Below are 13,311 nucleotides of genomic sequence, written 5' to 3' on the forward strand. Positions count from 1 at the left end.
ACGCCCGGGAGCCTAACTGCTAGAATCGCCCTCCCGCACAGATTCGAGTTTCTCCCATGCTTCAGCTGCCCGCAGACGTTATCCGCCAGAACGTGGAAGCCGCCCTGGCCGAAGACATCGGCCCTGGCGATATCACCGCCGAGCTGATCGCAGCCGACACCCGGGCCAGCGGCCAGGTCATCACCCGCGAGGCGGGCATTCTCTGTGGCCGCCCATGGGTGGACGCGGTCTTCAGTGCCGTGGATACAGGCATCCAGGTCGAGTGGTTGAAGGCCGACGGCGACGCAGTGGCTGCCAATGACACCCTGTTCACCTTCTCCGGCCCCGCCCGCGCCCTGCTGACCGCGGAGCGCGCCGCCCTCAATTTCCTGCAGATGCTCAGCGGCACGGCTACGGCCTGCCGCCGCTACGCCGACCAGGTCGAGGGCACCGGGGTGCGCCTGCTGGACACCCGCAAAACCATCCCCGGCCTGCGTATCGCCCAGAAATACGCGGTGAGTTGCGGCGGCTGTCACAACCACCGCATCGGCCTCTACGACGCCTTCCTGATCAAGGAAAACCACATCAATGCCTGCGGCGGTATCGCCAGGGCGGTGGAGCAGGCACACAGGGTCGCCCCCGGCAAGCCGGTGGAAGTGGAGGTGGAAACCATGGATGAACTGGCCCAGGCCCTGGAGGCCGGTGCCGACCGCATCATGCTCGACAACTTCGGCCTGGAAAAAATGCGCGAGGCGGTCACCCTGGCAAAAGGCCGGGCGGAGCTGGAAGCCTCCGGCAACATCACCGACGTCACCCTGCGCCCGGTGGCGGAAACCGGCGTGGACTTCATCTCCATCGGCGCCCTCACCAAGGACTGCAAGGCCATGGACCTGTCCATGCGCCTGGACTGACCCGGCGCAGACTGCCGTCAGACGGTGAGCGGCACCTTGCTCACCAACACACCGTTATTGTCGGCGTAGATGTAATCTCCGGGTGCAATGAGCACCCCGCCAAAGTGCAGGAGAATGTCCCGCTGGCCTTCGCCGCGCTTGTCGGTTTTGAGCGGAATCGTGCCCAGGGCCTGAACACCCAGGGCAGTTTGCCCGATCTCGTCCACGTCGCGGATCACACCGTAGATCACCAGCCCGGCCCAGCCATTGGCAGCCGCCTTTTCCGCGAGCATGTCGCCAAGCAGGGCACGGCGGCGGGAACCGCCGCCGTCCACCACGATCACCCTGCCCTGCCCCGGCTCCTCCACCAGGGCCTTGACCAGGGAGTTATCCTCGAAACACTTGATGGTGACCGCGCGACCGCTAAAGTGCTTGTGCGCCCCGTAGTTGTTGAAGGGCAACTCGATCGCCAGGGCCTCGGGGGCGGCGTCGGAAAGGTCAGGTGTGGACAGCATAATGACGTCGATCTCCTGTTGAGAGGGTTTCAGAGCCAGTCTTCGCGGTAGTGACGCAGCTGGCCGCCGGCGCCGCCCTGGGCACTGGCATGGCTTTCACAGCGGGGCAGGATAACCTCGGCGTAGAACGCCGCGGTGGCTATCTTGCGGGCGTAAAAGTCCCGCTCAGTGCCCTCGGCGATCCGCTGCTGGCACAGCAGTGCCGAGCGCGCCAGGTGCCAGCCACCCAGCAGGTAACCGGCCTGCATCATGTAGTCGAAGGACGCGCCCATGGCGACCGCAGGGTCTTCCTTCAGGCTGGCCACAATCTGTGTGGTGGTTGCCTCCAGCCCCGCCAGTGCGCTGGCCAGGGGCCCGGCAATCGCCGTCAGGTCCTCATTGTCGGCCGCTCGCAGTGCGCTGACTGTGTCGGCTACCTGCGCCAGGATGTCCTGCATGGCGCCGCCGCCATCGCGGCCCAGCTTGCGCCCGACCAGGTCAGCGGCCTGAATACCGTTGGTGCCCTCGTAGATCGCCGCGATGCGCACGTCGCGCATGAACTGGGCCACACCGGTCTCCTCTACATACCCCATACCGCCGTGCACCTGCACGCCGAGGGAAGTCAGCTCCTGGCCCACTTCGGTCATCCAACCCTTGATGATCGGGATCATCAGGTCGACCCGCACTTGCGCAGCTGCGCGCTCGTCCTCGGGGCCGGCGTGGGCCAGGTCCATGCTGAGTGCCTCGGTGTACACCAGCGCGCGCATGGCCTCGTTGAGGGACTTCATGGTCAGCAACATCCGGCGCACGTCCGGGTGCTGGATGATGGGCACCCCGCCCTGCACCCGCTCCCGGGCGTACTCCACCGCCTCCTGGTAGGCGCCCACGGACATGCCCAGGCCCTGCATACCGACCTTGAGGCGCGCCTCGTTCATCATGGTGAACATGCAGGCCAGGCCGCGATTCTCCTCACCCAGCAGGTAGCCGATGGCGCCCTCACTGTCGCCAAAGGCCATCACGCAGGTGGGGCTGCCATGAATGCCCAGCTTGTGTTCGACGGATACCGGGTACACGTCATTGCGCTCACCCGGGCTGCCATCGGCATTCACCAGGAATTTGGGCACGATAAAGAGGGAGATACCGCGGCTACCCTCCGGCGCGTCGGGCAGCTTGGCCAGCACCAGGTGCACGATGTTGTCGCAGGCCTCGTGATCGCCCCAGGTGATAAAGATTTTCTGGCCGTAGACGCGGTAGTGGTCGCCCTCGGGCACCGCCCGCGCTTTCATCACGCCGAGGTCGGATCCGGCGCCGGCCTCGGTCAGGTTCATGGTGCCGGCCCACTCACCGCTGTACATCTTCGGCAGCCAGGCCTGCTTTTGTTCCTCGCTGCCGTGGGCGGCAATGGCGAGCGCGGCTCCGGCACTCAGCATGGGCTGCAGGGCGAAGGCCATGTCGGCGCTGTTCCACATTTCAAACGCCGCGGTGGAATAGAGTTCCGGCAGGCCCTGGCCACCGTGCTCCGGGTCGGCCGAAATACCCTGCCAGCCACCCTGACCCAGTTGTTGCAGGGCCTCGGCGTAGCCGGGGGAGATGGTCACCACGCCGTTTTCACAGGTGGCCGGCTGCTCGTCGCCCACCCGGCGCAGGGGGGAAATGACATCGCCCGCCAGCTTGGCCGCCTCGTCCAGCAGGGCAGTGGTCAGCTCTGCTCCCACACCGAGTTCGGCGTAGGCAGGGAGTTCACCGAGCCGGGTACCGGCGTCGAGGAGCTCGTCAATCAGGAAGGACATATCTTCAAGGGGGGCGCGATAGTTAGCCATGGTGTTTCCGAAATAGCAGTGGGATGAATGAAGCGACGTGACTCCGAACGGAGCACATTGGCAATTGTAGCCGGGCGCGTATAATTTTCCCAATCAATAGCCGGCATCCCAAACATTCACCGGCTGAATAAGATGAATGGATAACTGCCCGGAGCGCCTGTGAACCTGAACCGCGTCGACCTCAACCTGCTCGTTTACCTGGACGCCCTGCTGCGCGAGCGCAATGTGACCCAGGCCGCCAACCAGCTCAACCTGTCCCAGCCCGCCATGAGCAATGGCCTGCGCCGCCTGCGGGAACTGTTCGACGACCCGCTGCTGGTGCGCACCTCTGACGGCATGACGCCCACCGAGCGGGCCCTGGAACTGGAACCGCTGGTGCGCGACGTGCTCACGGAAATCGACCGCGCAGTGCAACCGCGCTCCGCCTTCGAACCGGAGAAAGCCAGCCGCGTCTTCCGGATCATGGCCAGCGACTACGCCGAATCGACCCTGCTGCCCACGGTGCTCGGCAAACTGCGCAACCAGGCCCCCGGGTTGACCCTGGACATCATGACCCCCTCGGACGTGAGCTTTCTCGACGTGGAGCGGGGCAAGGTCGACATGGTGATCAACCGCTTTGACTCCATGCCCCAGTCCTTCCACCAGATTCATCTGTGGAACGACAGCTTTTCCTGCCTGCTGAGCCCGGAAAACCCCCTGCTCGACGACTTCACTCTCGACAGTTACCTCGCGGCGAAACACATCTGGGTCAGTAAGACCGGCATGGGTGTGGGCGTCGGGGTGGACCCGGACGATGTCCAGCGCCTGGGCTGGGTGGACACGGCCCTCGCCAAGCTGGGCAAGAAGCGCCAGATACGCGTTTTCACCCGCCACTACCAGGCCGCGATGACCCTGGCCGAACAAAACGACCTGGTGGTCACCCTGCCCACCCGCGCCGCCATGCTCAAGCGCGATAACCCCCGCGTGGTCCTGCGGGAGCCACCCCTGGATATCCCGCCGCTGGAACTGAAAATGGCCTGGAGCCCCCTGCTGCAACACAACCCCGCCAACAAGTGGCTGCGCAAGCTGATTGCCGACACCGCCAGGGAAATGGACGGGCAGGCGCCATTGCCCTGATCGTCGTTCGCTGCAAACGCCATTACCCGGGGGCAGAGCAAGCCGTGCCCCACCCGGGTATCAGAGCTCTATTCGCCGGGTGATGCCAATATTGCGCAAAAACGTGTCATCGTGGCTCACCACCACCAGGGCGCCATCGTAGGCATTGAGTCCGGCCTCGACGGCGGCGATGGCCTCCAGGTCGAGGTGGTTGGTGGGCTCGTCCAGTAGCAGCAAAGGCGGCGGCGCAACCCCTCCCAGCACACAGGCCAGGGCCGCTCGCAGGCGCTCGCCCCCACTCAGGCTCGACACCAACTGCAGTGCGGCGGCCGCCCGGAAGCCCAGCCGGGCAAGCGCGGCACGACAAGCCTCCTCGCCCTCCCCCGGATTCAGCCGGGTGAAGTTCTGCAACACCGAGGAGGCGTTGTCGAGCAAACCAGCGCTCTGGTCCAGGCGGGCACAGGCCACGGGGCGTTCCACCATCCCGGCAGAGGGTGTCAATTCACCGGCCATCACCGCCAGCAAGGTAGATTTACCGCTGCCGTTGGCCCCGGTGACGGCCACCCGCTCAGGCCCGTTTATCGCCAGCGATACCGCTTCGAGAACAGGCCCTCGGGCTGCATACCCGGCGCAGACCCCGTCCAGGCGCAGCATCGCCTTGCCCGTTGCCAGCCCGGTGGAGGCCAGCGCCACCGTCAGGGAACGGGTCGCCTCCACTTTGCCTCTGGCGGCAGCCAGCGCCTCTTCGGCCTGGGCTCGCCGGGCCTCGGCCAGCCGGGCATTGCCTCCACCGGTCGTTTCGCTGCGTTCCTTGCGCTTGTCCAGCAGCACTTTGGGAGCATCTCCCCTGGCTCGCTTGCGCCGCCCGGCGCCATCGCGACGAGCCTTGCGTTCAGCCGTGACCTGCGCGCTGTGGCTCACCGACGCCAGCGTCTTGCGGGCATCCATCAGTTCCCGCTCCGCGGCAGCCCGCTCCACGAATTTGCGCGCCTGGAAGTGCTCCCAGTTACCGCCGTAACGGGTGGCGCCGAGGGAGGTCAACTCGACGATACTGTCCATCCGCTGCAGCAGGCTGCGGTCGTGACTGACCACCAGGGCACCGCCGCGCCATTGATCGAGTAGTTCCGCCACCGCTTGTCGCCCCTCGCGGTCGAGGTCGTTAGTGGGCTCGTCCAGCAACAGGAAGTCCGCACGCTGGAACAGCAAAGCGGCCAGGGCGACCCGGGTACGCTGCCCCCCGGACAGGTGTCCCAGCAAGGTATCTGCAGACAGGCTGAGCCCCGTCTGCTCCAGCGCCTGGGCCAGCCGGGCGGGGAGAGTCCAGTCGGCCTGGGAAAAATCCCGCTCGCTGCCCTCGCCCCGCTCGATGCGCGCCAGGCACTGCAGGGGTTCACGCAACCCGAACAGGTCCGCCACCGTCTGTTGGGCGTCGACATTCAGCCCCTGCCGCAACCAGGCACAGCGAGCCTGGACATCAATGGCACCGGCTATGGGCTGTAAATCTCCGGCGATTAGCCGCAGCAGGGTGGATTTACCCACACCATTGGCGCCGACCAGACCGGTTCGTTCGGGCCCGAAGCCAAGGTTGAGGCTGGAAAAAAGTGGACGCCCCTCAGGCGTGGCAGCAGAGAGGTCGTGGAGTGTGATTGTGTAACGTTTGGTAGAAAGTGCAGGCATGGTCTGGAATTCCCCCTCGTGAGGAACAGGTGACATCAACAAATTGCGCAACAGGCCGCGATACGGCGAAAACTGCGTAATCCATGTCGATGCACTCCTCTGCAGTGGGTCAAGGGGAAGCGTGGGCAACCACAACCCGCGCTGCCGGGCATTTTATAGCCCTGCCCTTACCGATGAAAGGGCCTTGCTGACATCAATCCCAGCCCGCACTTATTGATAATGATTCTTAATATCAATATACTTCTCAACCACTTTTGAAACTCAGCGGGCACCCCTGAAGAGGCGCCCCGCACCAGTCGTAAGGACGCGCAATGAACACCTCAACGCCCCTCTCTCTCAAGCTCACTGCCTTGCGCCTGCCGGCTTTGCTGGTCACGGCAACGGTCGCCACGCCACTGATGGCGACCGGACAAATCGAGGAAGTGATCGTGACTTCGAGCCGGGTGGACAAGCCCCTCAGCACCATTCCCAATACCGTGACCGTCATAGACCAGGCTTCACTGGAGCGCCAGCTGTCCATCCACAACGACATCTCCACGGTGCTGGGCAATCTGGTGCCCAGCTTCTCCCCGGCTCGCCAGAAAATGACCAACGCCGGTGAAACCCTGCGCGGCCGCAAACCGCTGTACCTGATTGACGGCGTCCCCCAGTCCAACCCGCTCCGCAACGGCGGCCGGGACGGCCACACCGTCGACCCCACTTTGCTGGAGCGCGTGGAGGTACTGCACGGTGCCAACGCGATTCACGGCCTGGGTGCCGCCGGCGGCATCATCAACCTGATTACCAAGCGACCCAGCAAGACCTTCGAACAACATCTTCGCGTGGATAGCGCCTTCCAGAGTGAGGATATTGGCGAGAGCGGGGACTACGGACTCAGATACAGCCTGTCCAACAGCTTCGACGCCGCGGATGTGCTGGCGGGCGTGAGCTACCGCAGCACCGGCATGGCCTACGATGCCAACGGCGACGTCATCGGAGTCGACAACACCCAGGGCGACACCATGGATTCGGAGTCGCTGGATCTGTTCCTGAAAACCGGCTACGACTGGGATGACCAGCGCATCGAGCTGATGGTTAACCGCTACGACATCGAGAGCAACCACAAGTGGATCTCGGTACCGGGCGATGTGGATGCCGACATCCCCAGCGGCGCCGTCAAGGGCGACCTGCCGGCAGAAGGAGCCCGCAACAAGGTCACGACCGTCAGCCTCGATTACCGTAACGCCGAGTGGTTCGGCCAGGAACTACGCCTGCAGGCGTTTCGCCAGGATTTCGAGGCCACCTACGGCGCCCAGATCACCCCCATCGCCACCTTCCAGGACCCGGCTTACGGGCCCGACCTGATCGACCAGTCCCAGAATAACTCGGAAAAAATCGGCCTCAAGCTGACCCTGTTCGCAGACGAGATCGGCGGCCTGCCGCTGTCGCTGGTGTACGGGTTGGACGTGCTGCAGGACGAAACCTGGCAGGCGCTGATCCAGACCGGCCGCACCTGGGTACCGGAAACAAAGTACGACAACCTGGCGCCCTACCTGCAACTGGAATACAGCGGCATCGAGCGGGTCACGTTGACGGCCGGTGTTCGCCATGAGCAGTCGGAACTGGAGGTGGACGATTTCACGACCTTGTACCGATACGGTAGCCAGTTCGTGCGCGGCGGTAACCCCGACTTTTCTGAAACCCTGTATAACGCTGGGGGGACATACCAGTTCACCGACAGCTGGCGGGTATTTGCCAACTATGCCGAGGCCTTCTCCATGCCCGACGTGGGCCGGGTCCTTCGCGGCATCAACGAGCCGGGGCAGGATGTCGAGACCTTTCTGGACCTGACTCCGATTCTCACCGAGAACTCGGAAATTGGCCTGGAGTTCGACAACGGCACGCTCAGCGCCCAGCTGAGTTACTACACCTCCAACTCGGACTTCGGCCAGCGCCTGCAACGGGGCGACGACGGCATCTACACCGTCAAGCGGGAAAAGACCGACGTTGACGGCCTGGAATTCCGTGCCGACTGGGCTTTCACCGAGGCCGATGTATTTGGGCTGCGCTACGCTGAGGCCGAAGGGCGTTTCGACTCCGACCAGGACGGTAAAGTGGACTCGGACCTGGGCGGCACCAATATCTCCCCCGACCGCCTGAACCTGAGCTGGGAACATCGCTGGACCGGCACGCTGAACACCCGGTTGCAGCTTAACCACCTGTTCGACCGCAAGGTGCGGGATAGCGAGGACGTGACCGTCAACTCCTTCGACGGCTACACCACCGTGGACCTGATGGCCGATCTGGAAATCTTCGGCGGGGTGGTCAGTGCCTCGGTCCAGAACCTCGGCAACGAGGACTACTACACCTATTATTCCCAGAGCAGCCCCAACGACCTGCGCAACTTCAAGGGCGTGGGCCGCAGCTTCGGTTTGTCTTACCAGCGCTACTTCTGATTGCCCTGAGCGGAGCGTGACTGCAGGGGCAACAGGCGGCCGTCGCCCACCCAGGCCACGCCCGGGTGGGCTGTGGCGCTGGCATTTGTGGGCGGGGCTGGCGGCACTGCTTGTCCTGCTGGCCAGCGCCATCAGCGGCGGCGTGCTGGTATACCAGAAGGAGTTAATCCGCCTGACGGTAACGCCCCATGCAACCCTGCCGCCGGACTACAGCCACGGCGCAATCGCCAGCCAGTTGCAACAACTGGAGTTTCAGCGCGGCGCCGGCTCTCCCATCAGCCTCAAGGCCCCCAACCCGGGTGAGCCCTACTGGACGGTACGCCACGGTCACGCGCTTGAACTACTGGAACTTGCCACGCTGGATACCTACCAGGACAACCTGGGCATCCTGGCCCTGCTGACCCTGCTGCGCGAGTTCCATGTCGATTTGCTCACCGGTCGCTGGGGGCAGAGCCTGTTATTGCTCTGCGGGATACTGGCCCTGTTCCTGACCGTGAGCGGCCTGCTGTTGTGGTGGCCCGGACGCCGCGCGTTTCGCTGGCGCTGGGTCATTCCGCGCAACTACACCGCCTCACGTAGCCTGCAGTACCACCGCCATGCCGGTGCACTGGTCAGTCCACTGCTTTTACTGGCATTCCTTACCGGCTCGGTCATGCTGTGGCAGAAGCTGGTCGCACCGCTGCTACCGCCGGTAGCCACAGAAATCCGGCAGATAGCCGCCATGCCCGCTGGCGTACCCGGCATCGCCCGGGATTATCGGGCTGCGCAGGCTGCCGTACCCGACGGCTGGCCCACCTACATCCGTACCTACCAGGAGCAGGACAGCACCTACACGAAAGTGCGTTTTCGCCTTCCCGGCGAATGGCACCTAAACGGACGGACCTCCGTTGTCGTCAACAGCGACACCGGTGAACTGGTGATCAGCGAGCGCTCCGACCAATCGAGCAACGCACGGCGCCTGGTGAACCAGTTATATCCCCTGCATTCCGGATACGGCATGCCCGGCGGCTACCGCGCGCTGATGCTGGTAACGAGCCTCGCCCTGGCATGGCTGGCCTATACCGGTGGCAGCCATTACTACACCCGCTGGCGCCACCGGCGAAACCGCCGACACTCGTCGGCCGCCTGAGGCCGGGCATCAGCGACAGTCCAGCCCACATTCAAGCCCGGAATGCTCGCGATAAAAACGATAAATTAGCTAAATTTTGGGTACCCTCCTAGAATTCCGCTTTACTTTCTAATTCACCACCTTGTATTTCACCGCCGCCAACGGCGGCCACCAAAGGATGTACACCATGAGCGAGCGAATCCAGAAAGGCGGCCTGCAAATAGCCGCCGTGCTGCACGACATGCTGGAGCAGGAGATTGCACCGGGCACCGGCGTGTCCCCGGACGAATTCTGGGCAGCGCTGGAGGCCATCGTGACAGACCTCGGACCACGGAATCGCGAATTGCTCGCCGAGCGGGATGCCATCCAGGCCCGCATTGATGCCTGGCATCGCGACCAACCCGGCGCCGACTACGATCGCGCTGCCTACAAGGCGTTCCTTCAGGATATCGGCTATCTGCTCCCCGAACCCGGCGCCGTCAGCATCGCCACCGAGAACGTGGACGCAGAGATCGCCACCCTGGCCGGCCCCCAGCTGGTGGTGCCGGTAATGAACGCCCGCTATGCCCTGAATGCAGCCAATGCGCGCTGGGGCAGCCTCTACGACGCCCTCTATGGCACCGATGTGATCCCCGAAGACGGCGGCGCGGAAAAAGCCGGCGGCTACAACCCGGTTCGCGGCGATCGCGTGATAGCCTGGGCCCGGGACTTCCTCAACAGCCACTGCCCCCTGTCCACCGGCGATCACAGCCAGGCCAAGGCCTACACCGTGGTTGGCGGCGCCCTGCAGGTGGTACTCAAGGGCGGCCAGATCGCCTCCCTCGCCGACCCCGGTCAGTTCCGCGGCTACGCCGGCGAGACCAATGCGCCCACCAACGTACTGCTGCGCCACAACGGCCTGCACATCGACATCCAGATCGACGCCACCCACCCGATTGGCGCCACTGACGCCGCCGGCGTGAAAGACGTTGTGCTCGAGGCCGCCCTGACCACCATCCAGGACTGCGAGGACTCCGTGGCCGCCGTCGACGCCGAAGACAAGGCCGTGGTCTACCGCAACTGGCTGGGCCTGATGCGGGGTGACCTGAGCGAGTCCTTCAGCAAGGGCGGCAAAACCCTGGCGCGCCGCCTCAACCCTGACCGAACCTTCACCGCCGCCGATGGCTCGGAGCTGGTCCTACCGGGACGCAGCCTGATGTTCATTCGCAACGTGGGACACCTGATGACCAATGAGGCGATCCTGGATGCCGAGGGCAAGGAAATTCCCGAAGGCATCATGGATGGGATGTTTACTTCCCTGATCGCCCTGCACGACCTGAAAAAGGACAGCAGCCAGCCACGCAATTCCCGCCAGGGCAGCGTCTACATCGTGAAGCCGAAGATGCACGGGCCGGAGGAAGTGGGCTTTACCTGCGAGCTGTTCGACCGCATCGAGGAAGCGCTCGGCCTGCCACGCAATACCCTGAAGCTCGGCATCATGGACGAAGAGCGCCGCACCACCATCAACCTCAAGGAATGCATCCGTTGCGCCGCCGAGCGGGTCGTGTTCATCAACACCGGCTTCCTCGATCGCACCGGTGACGAGATTCACACCAGCATGGAAGCCGGCGCCATGACGCCCAAGGGTGCCATGAAGCAGGAACCCTGGATTAACGCCTACGAGGACTGGAACGTGGACACCGGCCTGGCCTGCGGCCTGCAGGGGCGCGCCCAGATCGGCAAGGGCATGTGGGCCATGCCGGACCTGATGGCGGACATGCTCAAGGCCAAGATCGGTCACCCACAGGCCGGCGCCAACACCGCCTGGGTACCCTCGCCCACCGCGGCGACCCTGCACGCCACCCACTATCACACGGTGAACGTGGCTGCGCGTCAGGAGGAATTGGCCAGCCGTGAACGCGCCTCGCTGGATGACATCCTGAGCATCCCCCTGAGGGGTGCAGCGGGGCTGAGCCCCGAGGACATCCAGCGCGAACTGGACAACAACGCCCAGGGCATTCTCGGCTACGTGGTGCGCTGGATCGACCAGGGCGTGGGCTGCTCCAAGGTCCCCGACATCAATAACGTCGGCCTGATGGAAGACCGCGCCACCCTGCGAATCTCCAGCCAACACATCGCCAACTGGCTGCGCCACGGGGTGTGCTCCGAGGCCCAGGTACGGGAAACGCTGGAGCGCATGGCCGCGGTGGTGGACCAGCAGAACGCGGCCGACCCCGCCTATCGTAGGATGGCACCCGACTTCGCTGATTCGGTCGCCTTCCAGGCGGCCTGTGAACTGGTGTTCGAGGGTTGTGCCCAGCCCAATGGTTACACCGAGCCGGTGTTGCATCGCCGTCGGCGGGAGGCCAAGGCGAAGTACGGGGACTGAGGAGCGGTTGTATCGGCCGAATAAATTCGGCCATACAGGAGGGATTGCCGCGGGCGGATTGACGGCCGAATGAATTCGGCCCTACGGGAGGGATTGCCCCGGGCGGATTGACGGCCGAATGAATTCGGCCCTACAGGGGGGTAGCCCTGGCGTGTAGGGCCGAATTCATTCGGCCTCCCCACCAGCGACGACCCCGCCCGAACCTCAAGCCGACTGCTGCAGCGCCGTACGCCCAAGCGCCGTCATCGGCTCCACATAATCATAATCCAGCGCCTCAGCCACCGCTTCGCAGGTAATCATGCCGGCGTGGACGTTCAGACCGTTGCGCAGGTGCACATCGCGCTCCAGTGCGGCTTCAACACCCAGGTTGGCCAGTTTCAGCGCGTAGGGCAGGGTCGCGTTGGTCAGCGCCATGGTGGAGGTACGGGCGACGCCGCCCGGCATATTGGCCACACAGTAGTGGACCACACCGTCGACTACGTAGGTCGGATCCTGGTGCGTAGTGGCACGGCTGGTTTCGAAACAACCGCCCTGGTCGATGGCCACATCCACCAGCACCGAGCCCGGCTTCATGCGGCTTACCAGATCGCGGCTGATCAGCTTGGGCGCAGCCGCTCCAGGTATCAGTACTGCACCTACAACCAGGTCAGCTTCCAGCGCGTGGCGCTCAATGGCATCGGCAGTGGAATAGATGCACTTCAGGCGGCCGCCAAAGATCATGTCCAGCTCTTTCAGGCGGTCCAGCGACTTGTCGAGGATGGTGACATCCGCACCCAGGCCCATGGCCATGCGCGCCGCATTGATGCCGACCACGCCACCACCAATGACCAGTACCCGCGCCGGCTCAACACCGGGCACACCACCCAGCAGCATGCCGTTGCCACCCTGGGCTTTCTCCAGGTTGTGGGCACCGGCCTGAATGGCCATGCGGCCAGCCACTTCACTCATCGGCGCCAGCAGGGGCAGGCCCGCGCCATCGGAAGTGACGGTTTCATAGGCAATCGCCGTGGTGCCGGAATCCAGCAGCAGACGGGTCTGCTCGGGATCGGGCGCCAGGTGCAGGTAGGTGAACAGCAGCTGACCGGGGCGCAGCTTGCGGCACTCTTCGGGCTGGGGTTCTTTCACCTTGATGACCATTTCCGCACGGGCGAAGATCTCGTCGGCCGTCGCCACGATCTCGGCACCCGCAGACTGATACTGTGCGTCGTCAAAGCCGATCGCCAACCCACCGTCCTTTTCCACCAGCACGCTGTGGCCCTGCTGGACAAACTCTTTGACACCAGCGGGCGTCAAGCCAATGCGGTACTCGTGATTCTTAATTTCCTTGGGTACACCGATCAACATTGCGTGGGCTCCTCTCTATAGGGAATGTGGTAAAAGTACAGTTTAGGGGAGCTTTACGAGGGTTTTCGCTGTATTTTCACCCTATAGACAGGATTTAATTG

At 64.0% G+C, this 13,311-nt stretch carries 9 protein-coding genes; 5 read left to right on the top strand and 4 right to left on the bottom strand.

The features are described 5' to 3' along the window. Positions 1 to 56 precede the first annotated feature (56 nt). Complete coding sequence (gene nadC, locus FV139_RS02050; RefSeq protein ID WP_148066571.1) at positions 57 to 890, top strand: carboxylating nicotinate-nucleotide diphosphorylase; 834 nt, start codon at positions 57 to 59, stop codon at positions 888 to 890. 17 nt (positions 891 to 907) lie between these two features. On the opposite strand, the gene rraA is transcribed toward nadC, so the two are convergent. After that, positions 908 to 1,384 carry a ribonuclease E activity regulator RraA gene (gene rraA, locus FV139_RS02055; RefSeq protein WP_148066572.1) on the bottom strand — a complete coding sequence of 159 codons (477 nt, stop codon included), beginning with the start codon at positions 1,382 to 1,384 and terminating at the stop codon, positions 908 to 910. A 29-nt stretch (positions 1,385 to 1,413) separates the two neighbouring features. Continuing rightward, positions 1,414 to 3,183, bottom strand: coding sequence for an acyl-CoA dehydrogenase (locus FV139_RS02060; RefSeq protein ID WP_148066573.1), 1,770 nt, complete (start codon positions 3,181 to 3,183; stop codon positions 1,414 to 1,416). Positions 3,184 to 3,342: 159 nt separating this feature from the next. On the opposite strand from FV139_RS02060, the gene FV139_RS02065 reads away from it, so the two are divergent. Further along, the gene (locus FV139_RS02065) at positions 3,343 to 4,299 is read left to right on the top strand and encodes a LysR family transcriptional regulator (RefSeq protein ID WP_148066574.1); all 957 of its coding nucleotides are present in this window, start codon (positions 3,343 to 3,345) and stop codon (positions 4,297 to 4,299) included. A gap of 60 nt (positions 4,300 to 4,359) precedes the next feature. Here the strand turns inward: FV139_RS02065 and FV139_RS02070 are convergent, their stop codons facing one another. Next, positions 4,360 to 5,955, bottom strand: a complete 1,596-nt coding sequence (locus FV139_RS02070; RefSeq protein WP_148066575.1) for an ABC-F family ATP-binding cassette domain-containing protein — start codon at positions 5,953 to 5,955, stop codon at positions 4,360 to 4,362. 311 nt (positions 5,956 to 6,266) lie between these two features. On the opposite strand from FV139_RS02070, the gene FV139_RS02075 reads away from it, so the two are divergent. The 3 genes from FV139_RS02075 to FV139_RS02085 all read left to right on the top strand — a co-directional run bounded on the left by FV139_RS02075 (position 6,267) and on the right by FV139_RS02085 (position 11,866). Continuing rightward, positions 6,267 to 8,390: a TonB-dependent receptor gene (locus FV139_RS02075; protein ID WP_235898487.1), complete on the top strand. Its 2,124-nt coding sequence runs from the start codon at positions 6,267 to 6,269 to the stop codon at positions 8,388 to 8,390. A 16-nt stretch (positions 8,391 to 8,406) separates the two neighbouring features. After that, complete coding sequence (locus FV139_RS02080; protein WP_148066576.1) at positions 8,407 to 9,519, top strand: PepSY-associated TM helix domain-containing protein; 1,113 nt, start codon at positions 8,407 to 8,409, stop codon at positions 9,517 to 9,519. 166 nt (positions 9,520 to 9,685) lie between these two features. Then, entirely contained in the window at positions 9,686 to 11,866 is a 2,181-nt protein-coding gene (locus tag FV139_RS02085) for a malate synthase G (RefSeq protein WP_148066577.1), read from the top strand. Positions 11,867 to 12,070: 204 nt separating this feature from the next. Here the strand turns inward: FV139_RS02085 and ald are convergent, their stop codons facing one another. Further along, positions 12,071 to 13,210, bottom strand: a complete 1,140-nt coding sequence (gene ald / locus FV139_RS02090; protein WP_148066578.1) for an alanine dehydrogenase — start codon at positions 13,208 to 13,210, stop codon at positions 12,071 to 12,073. Positions 13,211 to 13,311 lie beyond the last annotated feature (101 nt).

Origin of the sequence: Parahaliea maris (assembly GCF_008064665.1) — a bacterium.
Lineage (GTDB): Bacteria > Pseudomonadota > Gammaproteobacteria > Pseudomonadales > Halieaceae > Parahaliea > Parahaliea maris.